General features: G+C 39.7%; 12 protein-coding genes. All 12 read left to right on the top strand.

What is annotated here, in order from left to right; translation table 11 throughout:
* The first annotated feature begins 22 nt into the window (after nucleotides 1–22).
* The 12 genes from J2W48_RS13015 (at nucleotide 23) to J2W48_RS12960 (ending at nucleotide 22,510) form a co-directional block, all read left to right on the top strand.
* Complete coding sequence (locus tag J2W48_RS13015) at nucleotides 23–1,555, top strand: glycoside hydrolase family 43 protein (RefSeq protein WP_310282014.1); 1,533 nt, start codon at nucleotides 23–25, stop codon at nucleotides 1,553–1,555.
* Nucleotides 1,556–1,869: 314 nt separating this feature from the next.
* On the top strand, nucleotides 1,870–3,393 hold the full coding sequence (locus tag J2W48_RS13010; RefSeq protein ID WP_310282013.1) for a glycoside hydrolase family 43 protein: 1,524 nt from the start codon (nucleotides 1,870–1,872) through the stop codon (nucleotides 3,391–3,393).
* A 231-nt stretch (nucleotides 3,394–3,624) separates the two neighbouring features.
* Nucleotides 3,625–5,643 carry an NPCBM/NEW2 domain-containing protein gene (locus J2W48_RS13005; protein ID WP_310282011.1) on the top strand — a complete coding sequence of 673 codons (2,019 nt, stop codon included), beginning with the start codon at nucleotides 3,625–3,627 and terminating at the stop codon, nucleotides 5,641–5,643.
* Between the two features lie 110 nt (nucleotides 5,644–5,753).
* The gene (locus J2W48_RS13000; protein ID WP_310282009.1) at nucleotides 5,754–7,220 is read left to right on the top strand and encodes a cellulase family glycosylhydrolase; all 1,467 of its coding nucleotides are present in this window, start codon (nucleotides 5,754–5,756) and stop codon (nucleotides 7,218–7,220) included.
* A gap of 807 nt (nucleotides 7,221–8,027) precedes the next feature.
* Entirely contained in the window at nucleotides 8,028–10,901 is a 2,874-nt protein-coding gene (locus J2W48_RS12995) for an RICIN domain-containing protein (RefSeq protein WP_310282008.1), read from the top strand.
* Between the two features lie 140 nt (nucleotides 10,902–11,041).
* Nucleotides 11,042–11,587, top strand: a complete 546-nt coding sequence (locus J2W48_RS12990) for a hypothetical protein (RefSeq protein WP_310282005.1) — start codon at nucleotides 11,042–11,044, stop codon at nucleotides 11,585–11,587.
* 214 nt (nucleotides 11,588–11,801) lie between these two features.
* Nucleotides 11,802–14,234, top strand: a complete 2,433-nt coding sequence (locus tag J2W48_RS12985) for a T9SS type A sorting domain-containing protein (protein ID WP_310282003.1) — start codon at nucleotides 11,802–11,804, stop codon at nucleotides 14,232–14,234.
* 221 nt (nucleotides 14,235–14,455) lie between these two features.
* Nucleotides 14,456–16,090, top strand: coding sequence for an alpha-L-fucosidase (locus tag J2W48_RS12980; RefSeq protein WP_310282001.1), 1,635 nt, complete (start codon nucleotides 14,456–14,458; stop codon nucleotides 16,088–16,090).
* 188 nt (nucleotides 16,091–16,278) lie between these two features.
* Entirely contained in the window at nucleotides 16,279–17,118 is an 840-nt protein-coding gene (locus tag J2W48_RS12975) for a T9SS type A sorting domain-containing protein (protein WP_310281999.1), read from the top strand.
* Between the two features lie 496 nt (nucleotides 17,119–17,614).
* Nucleotides 17,615–17,977 (top strand): L-rhamnose mutarotase, encoded by a 363-nt coding sequence (locus tag J2W48_RS12970; RefSeq protein WP_310281997.1) that lies wholly within the window; start codon nucleotides 17,615–17,617, stop codon nucleotides 17,975–17,977.
* Nucleotides 17,978–18,138: 161 nt separating this feature from the next.
* On the top strand, nucleotides 18,139–20,595 hold the full coding sequence (locus J2W48_RS12965; protein WP_310281996.1) for a carbohydrate-binding protein: 2,457 nt from the start codon (nucleotides 18,139–18,141) through the stop codon (nucleotides 20,593–20,595).
* A 7-nt stretch (nucleotides 20,596–20,602) separates the two neighbouring features.
* On the top strand, nucleotides 20,603–22,510 hold the full coding sequence (locus J2W48_RS12960; RefSeq protein WP_310281994.1) for a T9SS type A sorting domain-containing protein: 1,908 nt from the start codon (nucleotides 20,603–20,605) through the stop codon (nucleotides 22,508–22,510).
* The last annotated feature ends 8 nt before the right edge of the window (nucleotides 22,511–22,518 follow it).

Genomic DNA, 22,518 nt, shown 5'->3' with positions numbered 1-22,518 from the left:
TTTTGGGTAAAATAAAAAAAGCATGTTTAGAAAAAAAGTATTGTTAAGTACAGCCGTTGTTATGGCTTTTTTGGGAGGTAAAAAATCCGCTGAAGCTCAGGTTAATACAGCTAAGTCGAAAGCGGTTAATGAAAATCTGGAAGAAAAATTTGCAAATGTTTCGCCAAAACTTACCTCGGATAAAGCAAATCCTTTATTAGATTTTATATTTACGGCCGACCCGACAGCTGTAGAATATAATGGAAGAATTTATGTGTATGCTACGAATGATCATCAACAGTATGAGAAGGTAGGAAAAGATGGGAAAAATTCATACGAGCATATCCGTACATTGGTCATGATGTCTTCCGATGATATGGTCAACTGGACGTATCATGGTCTTATAAATACAGCTGAACTGGCACCATGGAGTTCGAATTCCTGGGCACCTTCTATTACATCCAGACTGGAAGGAGATGGTAAGACGCATTTTTATTTGTATTACTCTAACGGTGGTATTGGCTCAGCTGTGCTTACTTCCACCTCTCCAGTAGGTCCATGGACTGACCCATTAGGGAAGAATATAGTCGACCGTTCTATCCCTGGTGTGGATGTTGATGCTCCATTTGATCCCGGAGTTCTTATTGACGACAAAGGTACAGGCTGGCTGACATTTGGAGGCGGATCTGCTAAAACGAAATATATGCCTGATAATGCCAGGATTGTCAAATTAGGAGCAGATATGATCAGTTTGGTCAGCGATGTTGCCAAGATACCCGCTCCTTATTATAATGAGGCCAGCGATCTTAACTTTATGAATGGAACCTGGGTTTACAGCTACTGTACGAATTGGGATCCACGTACTGAATGGCCTTATAGCAACATTGATAAACCAACCATATGCAATATATCTTATATGACGAGTAAAACACCGTTAGATGCGGATAGCTGGAAGTATCGTGATAATTACTTTAAAAATACTGGTGAGGATAAGGTGGGGCCTATGACAAACAATCACACGCACCTGTTCAAGTTTAAAGAGAAATATTACATTACTTACCATGCCATGTATTTACAGGATTATTTTGGTACTAAGGGTGGTTTTCGCAATGTAGGTATCGAAGAAATTGAGGTGGATGAAGCCAATGTGAATATACCTATGGCCAAAGCAACTTTCGAAGGTACGTCACAACTTACCCCATTAAATCCATTTGTTCTTCAGCAAGCAGAAACTACTGCTGGCACTTCGGGGCAAGTCCAGTTCGAAGCTGTTGGGAATGTAGGCAATATGGTTGCCAAAGGAAAAGCAGATAAACAATGTCTGATGGTCCGTGGAGCCGATTTCAGCAAACAGGTTCCTGTAAAATTTGAAGCTAGGGTAAAAGGAAAAGGTACAATTGATGTTTATGTAAATAATCTTAAAAGTCCAGCTCTTGTTTCCCTTGCATGTAATGGGAAAGAATGGACTACGATCTCAAAGAATATAAAACAGGAAATAGGTAAAGGAGTAGAGAATATCTATTTTGTTTTTAATGGAGAGGATTTTTTGTTTGATGAATGGAAATTCATTTATTAATTCCGTTGAATAGTAATTAGATTAAAATTAATTATATCCGGCAGATTATTTTAAAAACGTAGAATAAGTTTAATAGAACCTTTAACAATAAGTTCTAATCAATTTAGCACAGTCCCGCAATAGCAATAAAGTGCTTAATCAGGCTATTTGCATAGTGTCAATTATAGTATAAGGTTTTTTCCTTCCCTGAGATTGGCAAAGTATTCATCAGTTCCGGGGAAGAATCAAACTCTTTATTATAGTAGCTTAAAGAATAATTAATCAATTGAAATAAACCCTTAACGAGTATCCGTTTTTGGGTAAAATAAAAAAGCATGTTTAGAAAAAAAGTATTGTTAAGTACAGTCTTTGCTATCTCTTTTTTGGGATATCAAAAAGATATTGTAGCTCAGACTAAATCGAAAGAGGTTAAAGAAAACCTGGAAGAAAAATTCGCAAATGTCTCGCCGAAGCTCTTTACCAATAATGCAAACCCATTACTGGATTTTATGTTTACGGCCGACCCAACAGCTATAGAATACAATGGAAGAATTTATGTGTATGGCACAAATGATCATCAACAATATGAGCATGTAGGAAAGGATGGTAAAAATTCATACGAGCATATCCATACACTGGTCATGATGTCTACCGATGATATGGTCAACTGGACGTATCATGGTCTCATAGATACTGCAAAGCTGGCACCATGGACTCAGAATTCCTGGGCGCCTTCCATTACATCCAGACTAGAAGCAGATGGTAAGACACACTTTTATTTGTATTACTCGAATAGTGGTGTTGGATCAGCCGTGCTTACTTCTACCTCTCCTGTTGGCCCATGGAGTGATCCATTAGGAAAGAATGTAGTCGACCGTTCTATCCCTGGTGTGGATGTTGATGCTCCATTCGATCCCGGAGTTCTTATTGACGATCAGGGTACAGGCTGGTTGACTTTTGGAGGTGGAACGCCGAAAACGAAATATATGCCGGATAATGCCAGAATCGTAAAATTAGGACCTGATATGATCAGTTTAGCCAGCGATGTTGCCAAGATACCCGCTCCTTATTTTTTTGAGGCCAGCGACCTTAACTTTATCAATGGAACCTGGGTTTATACTTATAATACAAATTGGGAAGAACGCACTGAATGGCCTTATAGCAACATTGCCAAACCAACCAAATGTAATATATCTTATATGACAAGCAAAACACCGTTAGATGCGGATAGTTGGGAATATCGCGATAATTATTTTAATAATACTGGCGAAGAAAACGTAGGCCCTTGGACAAACAATCACACGCACCTGTTCAAGTTTAAAGAGAAGTATTATATTACTTACCATGCCATGTACTTACAGGATTATTTTAGTACTAAGGGTGGTTTTCGTAACGCGGGTATCGAAGAAATGCAGGTGGATGAAGCCAAGGTGAAAATCCACATGGGCAAAGCAACTTTTGAAGGACCATCTCAACTTACCCCATTAAATCCATTCGTTCTTCAGCAAGCAGAAACTACTGCTGGAACTTCTGGGCAAGTCCAGTTTGAAGCTGTTGGTAATGTGGGTAATATGGTTGCCAAAGGAAAAGCAGACAAACAATGTCTGATGGTCCGTGGAGCCGATTTCAGCAAACAGATTCCTGCGAAATTTGAAGCGAGGGTGAAAGGAAAAGGTACAATTGATGTTTATGTAAATAATCTTAAAGGTCCAGCTCTTGTTTCCCTTGCATGTAATGGGAAAGAATGGACTACGATCTCAAAGAAAATAAAACAGAAAATCGGTAAAGGAGTAGAGAATATCTATTTTGTTTTTAATGGAGAGGACTTTTTGTTTGATGAATGGAAATTCATTTATTAATTCCGTTGAATATGTAATTAGATTAAAATTAGTTATATCAGCGGGTTATTTTAAAAACGATAGTATAAGATTGAGACTCCGATTAAATGATAATACAGTTTTGCAGAGTATCTGACATTGGAACTATTAAACATTAAAAAAATCTGTGACTTTTTAGGAGTCACAGATTTACTTAAAGAGTTCTCAACGAAACAATGGATTTAAAATTTATTGATTCTAAAAAAACAAAAAATGAGACTTAAACATTTTTATAAAATTATTTTACTGCTAATCGTTAGCGGTACTCTTTCCGCACAAACTGTTTGGTTAGATCAACTAGATCTCAGCGTAGTTTCACAGGGTTGGGGCATACCTAAAAAAAACAGGTCGGTTGATGACAATATTATGACCATTGCAGGCAAAACCTTTGAGCGTGGCTTCGGCACACACGCAGAAAGTTCTCTTTTTATTCAGCTTGATGGTAAGGCAAATTCGTTTACTGCGCAGGTTGGCCTTGATGATGAGGTGAAAGGGCGTCAGCCCGCCGTAGAGTTTATTGTGTACGGCGATGGAGCGAAGCTTTGGTCGAGCGGTGTAATGCATCAAGATGATGCTGCCCGACTATGTAATGTGAAACTTTCGGGTGTGAAAAAACTTGAGCTGCGGGTAACAGACGGTGGAAACGGTGACAGCAGCGATCATGCTAACTGGGCAGATGCAAAATTTGAGACGGCTGGTGTGGCAAGTTTTGCTACTTACTATCCTGTCCCAAGTGAGCCCTATATTCTTACCCCTAAGCCATCGGCAAAACCGAAGATTAATAGCGCAAGCGTTTTCGGTGTCCGCCCGGGCTCGCCGTTTCAGTTCAGGATACCTGCTACTGGAGACCGCCCAATGACTTTTCAGGTTACCGGCTTGCCTCAGGGAATAAAGCTGGATCAAAAAACAGGACTTATTACTGGTAAGCTTGTAAAAGCCGGCACTTACGTTATTCAATTGAAGGCAAAGAATACGAAAGGTGTAGCCGAAAAAAGTTTGAGCATTATTTGTGGTGATAAAATTGCACTTACTCCGCCAATGGGTTGGAATAGCTGGAATTGTTTCGCTCATGAAGTTTCTGGTGATAAAATTAAGCGTGCTGCGGAAGCATTGGTGAAAACCGGACTTATCAATCACGGATGGACTTATGTAAATATTGACGACTACTGGCAAAATAACCGTGATTCGACAGATCCTTCCCTGCAAGGTAAGCTGCGGGACGAGGCCGGTACTATAGTTCCTAATAAAAAGTTTGGAGATATGAAAGCCCTGACAGACTATGTGCATGGTCTCGGTTTAAAGATTGGCATCTATACCAGTCCTGGTCCCTGGACCTGTGGTGGCTGTGCCGGCAGTTATGGTCATGAAAAGCAAGATGCCGAAACGTATGCCAAATGGGGTTTCGATTATCTGAAATACGATTGGTGCAGCTATGGAGGAGCGGTAAATGGAATACCTGATAACGACCCAAACAAAGTAATTTCTATCTCTTACAATGGGGGTTATCAATTGTCTACGGCCGTCAAACCATACAAAATAATGGGAGAGTATATCCGTCAGCAACCCCGCGACATTGTTTTCAGCTTGTGTCAGTACGGAATGTCGGATGTTTGGAAATGGGGCGATTCAGTAGGCGGAAACAGCTGGCGTACAACGAATGATATATTGGACACCTGGTCCAACGTTAAAGCCATTGCATTAGCGCAGGATCAGACTGCAGCCTTCGCTAAACCCGGTAACTGGAACGATGCGGACATGCTGGTTGTAGGAACAGTAGGCTGGGGTAGCCTGCATCCGAGCAGGCTTAAACCAGATGAGCAGTATCTTCACGTCAGCCTTTGGAGTTTTTTCTCTACTCCTCTGCTACTGGGTTGCGATTTAGAAAAGCTGGATGACTTTACCCTGAATTTATTGACAAATGATGAAGTGATTGCTGTTAATCAGGATGCTCTTGGTATACAGGCTACCTGTGTTCAGACTATCGGAGATTTGCGTATTTATGTAAAAGAATTGGAGGATGGCAGCCGTGCAGTAGGCTTTTGCAATTTCGGTCTGGAGAACGTGGACATCTCTTATAAGGATCTGAATAAGCTTGGCATTTCAGGAAAGCAAAAAGTGCGTGATCTTTGGCGTCAAAAAGACATTACAACAATCCATGCGGATGAAGAGGCTCTTTCGGTAAAGGTTCCGATGCATGGGGTGGTTATGTACAAATTTACGCTGGTTAAATAGCAGGATAAGATATCTTAACCTATAAGCAAAGATGCTTACTGATAATCATTTGGGATAAACTTAAAATGCATGAATCAAAATAAAAATTATTAATTCTAAACAAACAAAAAATGAAAATTAAACATTTCTACAAAATTTTACTACTGCTGATCGTTACCGGATTTTCGGTCTCTTGTTCAAAAGACGGAGACGAAGCCCCACAATTAGAGGTTTCAGCAACAACTGTTTCTTTTACACCAGAAGGAGGTACATCAGAAGAAATCACCATTGAGGCAAACAGCGCATGGAGTGTCAGTAATCCAGCAACATCCTGGTTACAATTAACCAAAACGAGTGGCGCTAGTGGAACTACTGTAATAAAACTTATAGCTCTAAAGAATGAAACGCTTAAATTAAGCCGCTCGGTTGTACTAACTGTGGATGCAAATAATGGTCAGACCCGAAGAATCACTATTAAACAGAGAGCAAACTTTTATCCATCATATAATTTAGAGCCTAAAGCTCCAGACGCAACAAAAATGAGCAGCACTGCCGTGGAACTGGCGGCAAAAATGCATCTGGGAATAAATTTTGGTAATACCATGGAATCCCAAGCCGAAGGGGACTGGGTAAGTAGTGAAATTACCGAATCGTATGTGAAATTTGTAAAACAAATAGGTTTTAATGCTGTACGAATTCCTTGTAACTGGCATTGGACTCATTTAAGCGATACAGATAAAATGAAAATTGACCAAGAGTGGCTTGATCGTGTGCACCAAGTGGTTAAATGGTGCGTGGAAAATGATATGTATGTGATGCTTAATATTCACTGGGATGGCGGCTGGCTGGATGGTAATATAAATGCGGCTGAGAAAGACTTGGTTAACGCTAAACAAAAGGCGCTTTGGGAGCAAATTGCTACAAAAATGCGTGATTTTGATGAGCACCTTATATTTGCCGGCGCAAATGAACCTCCGGCTGAAAATGCAGCGCAAATGGCCATACTCAATAGTTACCACCAGACATTTATTGATGCAGTTCGCTCTACCGGAGGCAAGAACAGTTATCGGGTGCTTGTTGTACAGGGACCTAAAACTGACAGTAATTTAACTTTTGATCTGATGAATACGCTTCCTGTAGATCCAGTACCTAACAAATTGATGGTTGAGGTACATAACTACACGCCTTCTACATTTACGATAGTATTGGATGGAGATGTAAGTTGGGGCGATATGGTTTATTACTGGGGGACTGGGAATCATTCCACTATTGAGCCAGAGCGCAACGCCACCTATGGAGAGGAAGATGTTATCATTGATGAATTCCAAAAGATGAAACAGAAGTTTGTTGATAAAGGTATCCCTGTAATACTGGGTGAATATGCATCCTGGAGGCGCAATGAGGCCGGCAAGCCTATTCCTTTAGATACGGAGAAGCACAACCAGTCTGTGGAGTATTGGGCAACTTATGTAACCAAACAGGCTAAACTACATGGTTTTGTGCCTTTCTGGTGGGAGGTAGGTGCTACTTTAGACCGAGCTAATGATGTGGTAAAGGATCAAGATTTGTTAGATGCCATTATTGCAGGAGGTAAGTAATGATATAGTCTTAATTATAGTATAAGGTTATTTCTCTTCCCTGAGATTGGTGAATTGTTCACCAATTCAGGGAAGATTAGCCTCTCTGTTACAGTAGGATTATACTTAATGTTATCTGTAATGATGAGTTGTTTAGAAGTGTTAAGGTTTTCTCAGGGAGCGGATTTATATCTTTCATACAATTTAACACCTAAAACTCCTGACGAAAAAGGAATGAGCTGTTCAGCGGTATAATTGGCAGCAAAAATGAATTTGGGAATAAATATTGGCAATACCATGGAATCCGAATCTGAAGGTGACCGGGTAAATGTAATAAGTTACTGAATCGTAATCCTGCTCAGCTTGCAATATTGATGGATGGTGATGCTGGCTGGGGTAAGATGTTCTATTATTGGGGAATAGGACATCACTCCAGTATTGAACCTGATCGTAATGCAAGCTGGGGCGAGGAAAGCGAAATAGTGTAAGACTATAGGGTCTGATGAAATCTAAATTTATAGTATCACATGCATAATGTCCAATTATAGCATAAGGTTATTTAATTCCCGGGAAGGAAATAGGGGAATATCTGTTTTGTATTTAATGGAGGTTTTTTGTTTGATAAATGTAAAATCATTTATTGATTCCAGTTGCTGGTCTTGTAACCAACAGCACATATGTATCTCCATGCTTCTTTGTTGGTCATAACAACAAGGACGAAAAGGTAATAAAGCGTTTTTGAGTTCAGATGATTCAGAATTTGAAACAAAAAAGTAGAATAATATTTAAAGGGCTTCTATACTATCTAACCAATTAAACCATTAAATTATGAAAAACCACCTATGTAATTTAAAAACTTTCTTTTTAAACCTTATTTTGATATTTTGCTCTGTTTTAACAAACGCGCAGACTTATACATGGAAGAATGCTCCCATCGGAGGAGGCGGATTTGTGACAGGGATTGTTACCCATAAAACATCTGGCGATAGGTATTGCCGCACGGACATAGGCGGAGCTTTTCGCTGGGATGCTGCAAACAATAAATGGATTCCGCTATTAGACTGGCTAAATGAGTCGGAACTTGGATTTAATCGCGTGGACGCTTTAGCAATTGATCCGCAGAATGCCAATAATATTTATATGTTTTGCGGGAATAAAAATACAAACTACGGAAGAACGGCGATATTAAAATCCACTGACAAAGGAAATACGTTCACGTATACTGATGTCACTGCCAAATTTCCAACGCAGGGAGTTGGGAACGGGCGAGGGAACGGAGAACGTCTGGCGGTAGATCCCAAGAACAGTAACATCTTGTTCTGCGGAACCATGGCCGACGGATTATGGAAGAGTACCGATGCTGGTGTTACCTGGAATCTTGCCTGGAATGGTGTAACGACAACTCCAACCTTGAATGGAATATGTGTTGTTTTGTTTGATCCTTCAAGCAGTGTTGTAAACGGCGTTAGTCAAACCATTTACATCGGAGTTTCGCGCACAGGTGGTGGGAACATCTACAAGAGTACAAATGGCGGGGTCAGCTTTACTGACATTTCACCAACCACCAGTTTTATGCCGCATCGGATGGCATTGCAGGGAACTACCATGTATGTTACCTACGCGGATGGTGCAGGCGGGGATGATACCAATGGAAATGGAAAGTTATATAAACTAAACACCTCTACAGGAGCCTGGACGAACGTGACACCCGTTCATTCGAAGGATTATTCATACGGAGGAGTAAGTATAGACCCCACTAATGTGAACAGAGTAATCGTTTCTACCTTTAACATCTACTCGAACCACCAATTTGGTACTGGCTGGGGAGACTATATTTTCTTGTCTACGGATGGAGGGTCGACCTGGACCCTTAAGAACGGCAACAACGCTACCTTCGATAATAATGGCATGGGATGGCATGAAGGTGGATTAAACTGGATGGACTGTATCGAGTTTGACCAGGATAATCTTTCGAAAGTGCGGGTAATCGGCGGAAGAGGAATATATACCTGTTCCGATATTACAGCCACTAATCCTTTATGGAAATATGATGTGGTAGGACTTGAAGAGACAGTATTCATTGACGGGATAAGTATTCCTGGAGGTCCGTTTATTTCTGCTTTGGGAGACGAAGGAGGCTTTGTGCATGAATCACTGACTTCTCCTCCGTCTTCTCCGTCAGCTAGACTTGTGGGTGGTCATAATAATACGAGCATTGCCTATGCTGCCGGCAACCCAAACAAAGTAGTAAGAATTAGTAATGGGGGAAACGTTGTTTACTATTCCACTGACATGGGCGCTACATGGACGGGCACCGCCACAAACGTGGGCTTACAAGGAAGGGTAGACATCAGTGCCGATGGAGGCACTATACTACATTGCCCCTGGGGATCCACAACTACATGGTACACGACCAATAACGGAGGAAGTTGGTCTGGCTGTTCGGGGGTGTCCGTCGGAAATGCTACTCCTGTGGCTGACAAGGTAAATTCAAATTATTTCTATATATACGATCCATGGACCGGGGAGATGTTCAGAAGCTCCAATAAGGGAGTTAATTTCTCACTTGTAGGTATGCCGGGCGGATCAAATGCGAACCATCCGTGGGAATCAGTCTTGATCCGGACAGTACCTGGTTTTGAAGGACATGTTTGGGTGCCTCTTGCCGGAAATGGATTAAAATACTCGACCAACGCCGGGTCAGCTTATACAACTGTTGCCAATGTAACGTATTGCAAATCTATCGGGATAGGAAAAGCAATGTCCGGAGCGAGCTATCCTACTATTTTCATCTGGGGAACTGTGTCAGGCGTCACTGGTCTTTTCAGATCAACAGATCAGGGTGCTACATGGCTCAGGATGAACGATGATGCCCATGAGTTTGGGGGTGCGCCATTGCTTATCGGGGACATGAATGTTGAAGGAAGAGTATATATGGGGCCTGGAATGGGAAGAGGCGTGATTTACTGGGAGCCTGTAGCACCTTTTGTTCCTTCAGGGTCCTACGTTACTTTAGCCAATAGGAGTACTGGTTTGCTGATGGATGGTATGTACAGGTTCGACAATGCTTCCAATGCAGGGCAATATGCTAACAGTGGCTCCACTGCACAACAATGGTCAATAGAAACGGTTGGAAACTATGTGATGCTGAAAAATCGAGCTTCAAACTTATACCTTGATGGCATGTACAGTACCGCCAATGGTTCCACAGCAGGGCAATATAGTTATAGTGGCAGCGATGCACAATATTGGACACTCGAAACTGCAGGAAGTTATGTTAAGTTTAAGAATAAAGTTACAGGATTGTATCTCGATGGAATGGGTAGTACAACCAATGGTGTTGATTTATATCAATGGAGTCAGAGTGGTAGTTTTAATCAGCAATGGTCTATGAATATAGTAGGGCAAAGTGCAAAAATGAATTCGGTGTTTAAAGAGGACATTTCGGAGGAGTCTATCTTTTCGATAGATTTTTATCCAAATCCATTTGTTAATGATTTTAAGATTGAAGCTACAAAATTGAATGAACCAATTCGTGTTAGCATTTTTGATGTTACGGGAAAAAAAGTAGAAGCAGCAGAATCCTCTCCTGACTCAGGACAATTGTTAATGGGATCTTCATTAAAACCAGGATTATATATAGTGCTAGTTGAAGGAGTAAACTTGAATTTCTCAAAATCATTTAAGATTCTTAAAAAATAAAAACTTGCTTTTAAAACCTATTGGCCCATTGGAATAATTAGAGTTTAACGTTAACAACCTCCAATGGGTCATTTAAACAATTTAAACAAATTATTACTTAATTTCTAATCAATATTTTATAAACTTAAAAAACAAATTATATGAAAAAAATCACACTATTATTTTTTGCTCTAACAGGGATGTTAGCCAATGCACAGCAAACTATATATGCCGAAAATTTTGAATCAAATGTTACCATCCTTGGTGATGAACAAATGCATTCATTTAAACCATCTACAAAGGCTGGAACATGGAGTGGTGGAATAGATCTAAAAACTGCTGGCGATGCCAATATAAATTTGCGTCAAGGCTGGGGTGAGCAATATAATTTGAAAATAGAATCTAAAGGCGCTGCTGTTACCATACCTAATATCAATGTGGCTGGTTTTACAAATTTAAACCTGTCTTATGAATTTGTTGTTGAAGCAGCAGGAGATGCTGTAGCACCAAAAATTGAAGCAAGTGTTGATGGCGGTGCTTCTTGGGTAACTCTACCTACAGTTGCTAGTGGTGGAGGGTGGTCTAAAGAAACAAAATTGGTTGCTTTGCCTTCAGGAAATTATAAAACAATAAGCCTCAGAATGAATCCCAATACTGCGAATGCTATAATGTTTGATAATTTTAAAATTACTGGAAAGAAGCAGTAAGGCCAGTGACTGAATCGAACCAATTATACGACAATTCAATTAAGGTTTATCCAAATCCTATTTGTTAACGTTGTAAAGTTGATGCAACAAATTCTGATTAACTATTTCGCGTTTCCATTTTTTATATACTTGGAAGAAAAGTAGAGACAATAAAATTTTAAGCCAATGCTTTGAATTAGTACTATAAAATCATACACCTATTAACCATTAATTTATGAGAAACAATACATGTAATGTAAAAACTTTCTTTTTATACCTTATTTTGGTATTTAGCTCTGTTTTAACAAAGGCGCAGACTTATACCTGGAAGAATGCTCCCATCGGCGGAGGCGGATTTGTGACAGGGATTGTTACCCATAAAACATCTGGCGATAGGTATTGCCGCACGGATGTGGGCGGAGCTTATCGCTGGGATGCCGCAAACAATAAATGGATTCAGCTATTGGACTGGCTAAAGGAGTCGGATCATGGATTGTATGCCGTGGACGCTTTGGAAATTGATCCTCAGAATGCCAATAATATTTATATGTTTTGCGGGAATAGAGATACAAACTTCGGAAGAACAGCGATATTGAAATCTACGGATAAAGGAAATACTTTTACTTATACAGATGTCACTTCCAAATTTAAAACGCATGGAAATGGGAACGGGCGAGGTAACGGAGAACGTCTTGCAGTTGATCCCAAAAATAGTAACATCTTGTTCTGCGGAACCAGAGCTGACGGATTATGGAAGAGTACCGATGCTGGTGTTACCTGGAATCTTGCCTGGAATGGCGTAACGACAACTCCAAACTTGAACGGAATATGTTTTGTTTTGTTTGATCCTTCAGGCAGTGTTGTAAACGGCGTTAGTCAAACCATCTACATTGGAGTTTCCCGCACAGGTGGAGGGAACATCTACAAGAGTACAAATGGCGGGGCAAGCTTTACTGACATTTCACCAACCACCAGTTTTATGCCGCATCGGATTGCATTACAGGGAACTACCATGTATGTTACCTACGCGGATGGAGCTGGTGGGGATGATACCAATGGAAATGGAAAGTTATATAAACTAAACACATCTACAGGGACCTGGACTAACGTCACACCCGTTCAATCACAGGATTATTCATACGGAGGAGTAAGTATAGACCCCACTAATGTGAACAGAGTAATCGTTTCTACCTTTAACATATATTCGAACCACCAGTTTGGTATTGGCTGGGGAGACTATATTTTCTTGTCTACGGATGGAGGGTCGACCTGGACACTTAAGAACGGAAACAACGCTACCTTCGATAATAATGGCATGGGATGGCATGCCGGTGGATTAAACTGGATGGACTGTATCGAGTTTGACCAGGATAATCTTTCGAAAGTGCGAGTAATCGGCGGAAGAGGAATATATACCTGTTCTGATATTACAGCCACTAATCCTTTATGGAAATATGATGTCGTAGGACTTGAAGAGACAGCATTCCTTGACGGGATAAGCATTCCGGGAGGTCCGTTTATTTCTGCTTTGGGAGACGAATCAGGCTTTGTGCATGAATCACTGACTTCTCCTCCGTCTTCACATTCAGCTAAACTTGTGGGTGGCACTAATAATACGAGCATTGCCTATGCTGCCGGCAACCCAAACAAAGTAGTAAGAATTAGTAATGGGGGAAACGTTGTTTACTATTCCACCGACAAGGGGGCTACATGGACGGGGGCCGCCACTAATGTAGGTGTACAAGGAAGGGTAGACATCAGCGCCGATGGAGGCACTATACTGCATTGCCCCTGGGGATCCACAACTACCTCGTACACGACCAATAACGGGGGAAGCTGGTCTGGCTGTTCGGGTGTATCCGTCGGAGATGCTGCTCCTGTGGCTGACAAAGTAAATTCAAATTATTTCTACATATACCATCCATGGACTGGGGAGATGTTCAGAAGTTCCAATAAGGGAGTTAATTTTTCATTAGTAGGTACGCCGGGATCGTCAACTGCGAATCATCCGTGGCAACCAGTCTTGATCCGGACAGTGCCCGGTTTTGAAGGGCATATTTGGGTGCCTCTTGCCGGTAATGGATTAAAATACTCGACCAACGCCGGGGCGGCTTATATAACTGTTGCCAATGTAACGTATTGCAAGTCTATCGGGATAGGAAAAACAATGTCCGGAGCGAGCTATCCTACTATTTTCATCTGGGGAACGGTGTCAGGTGTCACTGGTCTTTTCAGATCAACAGATCAGGGTGCTACATGGCTCAGGATGAATGATGATGCCCATCAGTTTGGGGGTGCACCATTGCTTATCGGGGACATGAATGTTGATGGAAGAGTATATATGGGTGCTGGCGGAGCAAGAGGCATAATTTACTGGGATCCTCCTGTTATCTTGTCTAAAAATGATTTTTCAGAGGAGTCAAGCTTTTCGATAGATTTTTATCCAAATCCATTTACTAATGATTTTAAGGTTGAAGCTAAAAAATCGGATGAACCAATCCGTGTTAGCATTTTTGACATGACGGGAAAAATAGTAGAAGCAGCAGAATCCTCTCCTGACTCAGGGCATTTGTTAATGGGGGCTTCATTGAAACCGGGATTATATATAGTGCAGGTTGAAGTAGTAAACTTGAATTTTTCAAAATCATTTAAGATTATTAAAAAATAAATCATTGTTTAATTAATCCTAAAAGGAGAAATCGCAGAAGTTAGTTTTATCTCAACAATTGCTGGAACCATATTAGAATATAAAATAATCCGATTTTTTTAGCTCCTCTCCTTTGAAGAGGGTCGGGTCGGGGTGAGAACAAAAAACTGTTTTATTTTCTAAAAGTATTAGTGGATCTTTTTGTTGAGATTTTAAAAAAGTATAAATATAATTAAAGACATATGAAAATTGACCGGTTTATAGTGGTTTGTATCCTGTTTTCACATTTTTTAGCAGCTCAGGAAAATTATGTATCTCCGATAAGGGAGGGAAATGAACCGGTTGCTGCCGGAAAGTTTAAACCAACCTGGCAATCGCTGCAGCAATATAAAACCCCTGAATGGTTCCGCAATGCCAAGTTCGGGATATGGGCGCATTGGGGGCCTCAGTGCCAGCCGGAACAAGGGGACTGGTTTGGAAGGCACATGTATAACGAAGGTAGTGAACAATATAAATGGTTTGTTGAACATTACGGGCATCCATCCAAAGTTGGATTTAAGGAAGTCATTAATGATTGGAAAGCCCAAAATTGGGATCCTGAAAAATTGGTAGCGCTGTACAAACGTGCCGGAGCCCAATATTTCTTTGCCATGGCAAACCATCATGACAATCTGGATTTATGGGATAGTAAATACCAGGAATGGAATTCAGTACGCGTTGGACCTAAGAAAGATATTGTAACTGGCTGGTCAAAAGCAGCCAAAAAATATAATCTTCCATTTGGACTTAGTGTACACGCTTCACATACATGGACGTGGTTTGAAACATCTCAGCGATCAGATATAAATGGAGCATTTGCAGGAATCCCCTACGACGGAAAACTTACCAAAGCCGATGGTAAAGGAACATGGTGGGAAGGTCTTGATCCAGCTGAACTTTATGCTCAAAATCATCCTTTAAGCAAAGAAAGCGATAAAGATATATTTGCTCTTTGGGGTCAGTGGGATTGGAACAATGGCGCATCGATACCTTCGCAGGCTTACTGTGAAAAATTCTATAATCGTACTATAGACCTTATCAATAAATACAATCCAGATTTGATTTATTTTGATGATAGCGTATTGCCGCTTTACCCAATAAGCGATGCAGGATTAAAAATTGCGGCTGATTTCTATAACCATAATATGGCAACCCACAATAACAAGCTGGAGGCTGTCCTGTTCGGGAAAATGCTGAACGATGAACAAAAAAAATGCATGGTATGGGATGTAGAAAGAGGAGCACCGGATAAAATTGAAAACCTCCCATGGCAAACCTGTACCTGTATTGGCGACTGGCATTACAGTAAATCAGTTTATGAAAATAATGGATACAAATCCGCGGCCACAGTAATTCACATGTTGGTTGATATTGTCAGTAAAAATGGAAACCTGCTGCTTAATATTCCTGTTAAGGGAGACGGTACGATCGATGATAAGGAGGTTGCCATTCTTGAAAAAATAGCGGCCTGGATGGAGGTGAACAAAGAAAGCATTTTTGATACACGGCCATGGAAGCTCTATGGTGAAGGACCAGCTTCAGATGCTGTAAAACCTGGTGAATACAAAAGTTTCAATGAAGGAAAAGTAAAGTTGTCTGCAAATGACATCCGCTATAATCAAAAAGGGAAAATTCTTTACGCCACTCTTTTAGGAGTGCCTTCCAGGAATATCTGCTTAAAATCGCTTGGCAAAAATAAAAACAAAGCCAAAATCAAGAATATCCAGATTCTTGGCAGTAAAGAAAAACTTTCGTGGAAACAATATGCCGATTCATTGGTAATTATAAAACCGAAGATTATCCCGAACGATATTGCAATAGTGCTTAAAATAAAATAAAAAATAAAGAAAACATACAGACTTATTTTTAGTTTAAAAGACGAAAAATATTTCAAAGAAATTGTTTTTAATAACTGGACTAGATAGAGATAACCACCTATACCTAAAACTATTTGCCTCCAGTTGTTTTAAACAAATTATTACCTATTTCTAATTAATATTTATTAATCAAAAAAAAAACAATTACCATGAAAAAAATTACACTATTATTTTTGGCTTTAACAGGGATGTTAAATGTAGCCAATGCACAAATGCTTTTTGATTTTGATACTGTAAATGCAAATCAAGTTTTTAAAGGGGGCTGGAATGACACCTGGCCAGATACAGCATTTGAAAAAGTAGCTAATCCAGATATTTCTGGGATTAACACATCTGCCAATGTAGGTAAATTCACAGCTAACGGTGGTGCGAATGCACAACTTAGCTCTGAAGATGTGGGAAGTGCAGTTCTTCCTAACTTTGATTTTGTAACCAATCCATATTTTACTATGAAAGTATGGGTAAATAAGCCCGTAGTTGTAAGTATTGAATTTAAAAATAACGGCTATTATCCACAGTTTACAACGAAAACCCAAAGCGTGACTACTATTAATCAATGGGTAACAGTCGAATTTAATTGTAGTGACATTCAATACGGGGCTCCTGGTAATTTTTGGGGATATTATAATATAGTTGGAGTATCTTTTGACAAGGATTTAACTGGCGGAACTGTGGCAAATGATGTTTATTATTTTGATGATATGAAACTATCTGCTGCTGCTACATTATCCACAAAAGATTTTACGGCTAATTCTGTTCAGGTTTATCCAAATCCATTTGCCAGCGAATTTAAAGTTGATGCAGCAAATTCAGAAGGGCCGCTTCAAGTTAGCGTTTTTGATGTTTTGGGAAGAAAAGTAGAATCAACAAAATCAGCATCTTCCAGCCAATTGTCAATGGGATCTTCATTGAAATCAGGAGTCTATATCGTGAAAGTTGAAGGTGCAAATGCAAAGGATTCAAAATCATTCAAGATTATTAAAAAATAACAATTGAATTATTGATTAGAAATAAAAAAAGTTGCGTGTAAATTACACGCAGCTTTTTAAAATAATTGCTTGAAGAAGTCTAATTGAAATACCCAAATAAGACTGTTTTTACGAATTGTGGAGCAGCCTTAATTATATTACAATCCATAAAAAATTAAAAAATGGATACTCTTCTGATCAAGAAGAAAAGAGTATCGAATGATTGCGTTAGAGAGCTCCTTCGAGCATAATGATGAAATGTGGAGTTAAGCAGCTGTTAGTGGTTATTACCAATAAGTGTTGGTTTTTATAGATAAGGAATTTTAAATTTCTGTAATTAAGATAAATGAGAAAATTATCCATCAAATTGATTGATGGTCTAGTATATAAAATTGAAGATTGTTGCTGATTAAGTTTATTTGCTTAACGATGATTGGCATTAAACCAGAATAATTTGGATTAAAATATAATATCGTTTGGTATTATTTTAAAGCAAAATATTGCATAAAAGGATCAAATGAAGGAAAATAATATAATAAATAAGCGTTACTGCAAAACCATGGAATTGCGTAACAACCTGGAATTAATAGAAGCCTATAAAAAAGCGCACGCCAAAGGAGCTGCGTGGCCCGAAATAACCCAGGGTATGAAAGAGGTTGGGATTATCGACATGGAAATCTATCTTTTGGGAACAAAACTTTTCATGATTATGGATACCATAGCTGATTTTGATCACGACAAGGCGATGTCCGAATTGACCCTAAAGCCTCGCCAAAGCGAATGGGAAGCACATATGTCGCAATTTCAGGACAGCTCTGCCGAGGCAACCGCTGACCAAAAATGGCAATTGATGGAGCAGATTTATAAAATGGAGAAATAAAAGGTGATCTTAAATATGATGAACCTGTAAATATATATTGACAGATTTTATTTTAGCATAGGGCTGTTATTATCGAAGCCAAACATTATGATACACATTTTGTCAAGAAGCATTCGATTAAAAAATAATAATAGAAAATATAAATTAAACCAAACCAGACAATGATGCATAACCAATTATTACAAGGCAGTCAAGCACAGGATAAAACCAGAATAACCATTGCTGCGGAAAAAATTATTAGCAGGCAATTTCTATTTGTATTGTTGAGCTTTTTTCTGATTTCGTTCTGTTCGACAGCACAGGAATCCATTCAGGTCGGAACAGCAACAAGGCAAATGATTGTTTATGCACCCACGGGGATTGAACAAAACAGACCTCTTGTTATTTCCATGCACGGAAGGGGGCAAACGATGTCCGATCAAAAAAACCAAACCCAATTTCAGTCGGTTGCCCAGTCTAATAATTTTGTCCTTGTATTCCCGCAATCGGATGGAGAAAATTGGCAGTTATGGGGCGACAATGACATCAATTTCATTTTGGCTATTATTGAAGAGATGAGTGTTCGTTACGGAATTGACCGTAATCGCGTGTATCTTTCGGGATTTTCAATGGGCGGAATGATGACTTATTATGCCGCTACAAAAATAGCCGATAAAATAGCTGCTTACGCCCCGGTTGGTGGTTTCCTGATGGGAGGACCAGATACCAACAGTTCAAGACCAATTCCTATCATCCATATACATGGAGAGGATGATGATTTTGTACCAAATAGCAGGGTGCAGGAATGTATGGATGCCTGGATAGCACGAAATGGTTGCCCAACAACACCAGTGGTTACCGATCCATACCCAGCCAACGTATCCACAGCCAAATCCGTAAAAAAATATTGGGGGCTTGGAAAAGAAAAGGTTGAAATGGTATCTATAACTGTTGCAGGAGTGGGACATTGGTATTCTGATAACAATTGGAGTGCCGATGGGATATTCTCCAGCCAGGAAATTTGGAACTTTTGCAGCAAATATTCATTAAAGGATGGTGTTTCCGAATTTGAATCTGCCTCGGTAACCGATAGTAATCCAAATCAAATTCAGCTGGTGCTGACAAAACCTGTTGTGGCAGCAGCTAATTTTAGTGGCTTCACTGTAAAAATCGATGGTGTGACTGCCAATATTAACAGCATCGTTCTATCTGATACCAATAAATTGACATTCGATTTAAGTCAAAATATCCTTAAAGACAATACTATTACAATTTCTTATGCTAATGGAAATGTTGTTTCTGCCGATTATGAAAAGAAACTGATAGACTTTTCAGATAAAAATGTTGACAATCTGCTTACAGGTGCCTCGCCCCTAATAATCGAAGCTTCTGTCAATGCAAACGGTGATGCACTTCTTGTGAAGTTTAACAAGGAAATGCAGCTTCCTGTGGATGTATCTGCTTTAAAACTGAATGTCGAATACAACGGACAAAAGATTGTTTCTGCCCTTCAAGGTTCATTTTTCAATAACGATACCAGTATTTTGTCCTTTTCTCTTGGAGAAACGATTTACAGGGATTATAATCTATCGCTCACTTATTCGGGCAATAATATTGCTTCTGCAGAAAATGGTTTGCTGAAAACTATTTCCAATTTTCCCGTAACCAACAATTCAAATGGTTTGCCAGTACATATAACTTCAGGGAAAATCGAGGACGATGGTACTACATTGTCATTAAATTTTTCCAAACAAATGACAATGACCAATACGCAATCCGGAGATATTACCCTTAATCTAAACGGAACTAACATCGCGTTTTCGGGTTATACTGTAGCCAATAAAACCATTCGGTTTACCTTGTCAAAAAGTGTGCACTATGGCGATGTGGCAACAATAAGTTATGCCAAGCAAAGTATAATGGCTGCCGACAAAGGATTATTGGAAGTTTTTAATAATTTCTCCATTACGAATCAGTTGAGTGCACCTTCATATAAGGCAGTACCCGGTAAAATCGAAGCCGAAAACTTTCTTTTTAAATCAGGAATGCAGGCGGAAACTACCGGTGATGTAGGAGGTGGACAGAATTTAGGACATATCGGTGACGGAAATTGGGCGGAATATGCGATTGAAAACAACTCACCTGATACGGAATATCAAATTTCCTTCCGACTTGCATCGCCAAATACTGGTGGAATGATTAACTTTTATATTGACGATATAAGTGTGGGCAGCGTTTCTGCACCAAATACAGGCCATTGGCAGGTTTACGAATCAGTTGTCAGCAATATTACTATAAGTCAGGGCAAACACTATTTGAAAGTAGTTGCAACGAAGGCAGGATTCAACTTTAACTACATGGATATACAAGCAGTAAAATTGGATGTCAATAAAGTAACTGCTGCTGCTGTATCTGTTTATCCAAACCCGGTTTCTAACGAGCTGATCGTTAATTCAGCTGATTTTCATTTTGATAAAATTGAGATTTTCGATGCATTGGGCAGATTGGTAATGAGCAAGACGGTAACCAAAGAACCTGTTTTACACATCCCCATTCATTTATCCAATGGATTGTATTTTGTAAAAATAAGTAATAATTCACAACACCAACTTAAAAAAATTATAGTAGTAAATAAATAAATTAGATATGAACATGAAATTTTTGTACTTAAAAAAATGTTTTTTTATAGTAAGCTTTTGTTCTCTTACTAGTACTGCAACGTTTGCTCAGGCTGTTCAGATTACAGTAGATGCTGTAGCAAACAAAAAAAAGGTGTCACCATACATTTATGGAAAAAATGACTTCTTTGACCGTCCGGACCAATTTTATAAAGATATAGGCTTACGTTTTACACGTCTAAATGGCGGTAATAATGCATCAGCATATAACTGGCAGGCAAAACTTACTGTTCATCCCGACTGGTATAATAATGTTTATACTACAGATTGGGGTGTTGCGGCGCAGAAAATTAATACCGCCTTTCCTGATATGCAGGGTATGTTTGCCTTTCAGTTACTGGGTAGGGCTGCGTCCAACTCCAATAACAATTTCGACGACTGGGGATACAACCAGGCGCAGTATTGGTCGGGTCATAGCCAGAATTTAGCCGGTGGTGGGGTTGTTAATCCAGCTGGCGGCAGCAAGGCCCTGGTTGACGGAAACCCTGAATTATTCAGTATACCATGGCCGGCAGACTCTTCTGTTGGAATCCTAAATGATTGGTTTGGAGCCGGAGGTAAAGGGCTTAACAAAGAGCAGTTTGTATATTGGAATATGGACAACGAGGCAGATATATGGCATGGTACGCATGATTGGGCTATGCCAACGCTGCTGTCGGCGGCTGACTTTATGGATCGCTACATCGAGTTAGCGAAGAAAGCAAAAGCTATATATCCTGGTATCAAGCTTTGTGGCCCCGTTAACACCTCTGAATGGCATTGGTACAAATGGTCAGATGAAGATATATACATCAATGGTCGTTATTATCCCTGGATGGAATATTTTATAAAACGCCTTGGCGATGAGTATAAAGCAACCGGTATGAAACTGGTTGATGTATTGGATATTCACAACTACCCTTGGTATGATGGTAATGATGCTGCGGCACTGCAGGGACACCGAATTTATTATGATACAAATTATGATTACCCGGGTTCAAACGGTATTAAAACAATTGCCGGTGGTTGGGAGAACACACCTAAAAAACAATATATTTTCAAGCGTATCGACGACTGGTTAACCGAACATTTTGGTGCAAACCACGGCATAACTCCCGGTGTAAGCGAATGGGGCACCATGTCAGGCAGCAATCCAAACCTTGAATCTGTTATATATGCTTCACATTTGGGTACGTTTGCCAACAATGGTGTTGAATTATTTTGCCCATGGAACTGGTCTGTTGGTATGTGGGAAACTTTACATCTTTTCAGCCGTTATGCAAAAGAGTATAGTGTTTCCAGCACTTCTTCACTTGAAAACACAGTTTCAGCTTATACCACTGTTAGCCAAACTGCAGATGCAATGACTGTAATGATAGTGAACAAGGATATGAACGCATCACGTACTGTAACGGTAAACCTTGCCGGCTTCTCTGCCGAAAATGGAAACTCTGAAACATTACAGCTTGCTTCACTGCCAGCAACGGAAACATTTGTATCTCATACTGATAATGCCTTAAAAAAGAGTTCTGTAAGTGTTAATTCAAATGCATTTACTATTACTGTACCAGCCTTGTCAACTACGGCAGTTTTGCTTAAGAGCGCAACTGCATTATCGGTTGGTGATGTAAACAAAATACCGGCTAATGAAACAGTGATGATTTATCCTAATCCGGTAAATGATAAGCTTCAGGTAAAATTCGATTTGGCAATTACAGAACCAACCGAAATGGCAGTGTATAATCTTGCAGGTCAAAGACTAAAAGTTTTAACTGTAAATAGTGCCTCACAATTGATACAAACTCTGGATGTGAGTACATTTTCTGCCGGTTCCTATTTCTTATCAGTAAAAAATAGCAGGTATAAAAAAAGTATACCTTTTATAATTGCCCGATAAAAACAGCT

It is taken from the genome of Flavobacterium piscis (genome assembly GCF_031457575.1).
GTDB classification, from domain to species: Bacteria; Bacteroidota; Bacteroidia; order Flavobacteriales; family Flavobacteriaceae; genus Flavobacterium; species Flavobacterium piscis_A.
The sequence above is the reverse complement of the archived record's forward strand: the minus strand, read 5'-3'. Positions and strand labels throughout refer to the sequence as shown.

Excerpts from the sequence above, each read along its gene's own strand:
- J2W48_RS12970 (WP_310281997.1), top strand. The coding sequence starts at position 17,615 with ATGAAGGAAAATAATATAATAAATAAGCGTTACTGCAAAACCATGGAA.
- J2W48_RS12965 (WP_310281996.1), top strand. The coding sequence starts at position 18,139 with ATGATGCATAACCAATTATTACAAGGCAGTCAAGCACAGGATAAAACC.
- J2W48_RS12980 (WP_310282001.1), top strand. The coding sequence starts at position 14,456 with ATGAAAATTGACCGGTTTATAGTGGTTTGTATCCTGTTTTCACATTTT.
- J2W48_RS13015 (WP_310282014.1), top strand. The coding sequence starts at position 23 with ATGTTTAGAAAAAAAGTATTGTTAAGTACAGCCGTTGTTATGGCTTTT.
- J2W48_RS13000 (WP_310282009.1), top strand. The coding sequence starts at position 5,754 with ATGAAAATTAAACATTTCTACAAAATTTTACTACTGCTGATCGTTACC.
- J2W48_RS13010 (WP_310282013.1), top strand. The coding sequence starts at position 1,870 with ATGTTTAGAAAAAAAGTATTGTTAAGTACAGTCTTTGCTATCTCTTTT.
- J2W48_RS12960 (WP_310281994.1), top strand. The coding sequence starts at position 20,603 with ATGAACATGAAATTTTTGTACTTAAAAAAATGTTTTTTTATAGTAAGC.
- J2W48_RS12985 (WP_310282003.1), top strand. The coding sequence starts at position 11,802 with ATGAGAAACAATACATGTAATGTAAAAACTTTCTTTTTATACCTTATT.
- J2W48_RS12975 (WP_310281999.1), top strand. The coding sequence starts at position 16,279 with ATGAAAAAAATTACACTATTATTTTTGGCTTTAACAGGGATGTTAAAT.
- J2W48_RS12995 (WP_310282008.1), top strand. The coding sequence starts at position 8,028 with ATGAAAAACCACCTATGTAATTTAAAAACTTTCTTTTTAAACCTTATT.
- J2W48_RS12990 (WP_310282005.1), top strand. The coding sequence starts at position 11,042 with ATGAAAAAAATCACACTATTATTTTTTGCTCTAACAGGGATGTTAGCC.
- J2W48_RS13005 (WP_310282011.1), top strand. The coding sequence starts at position 3,625 with ATGAGACTTAAACATTTTTATAAAATTATTTTACTGCTAATCGTTAGC.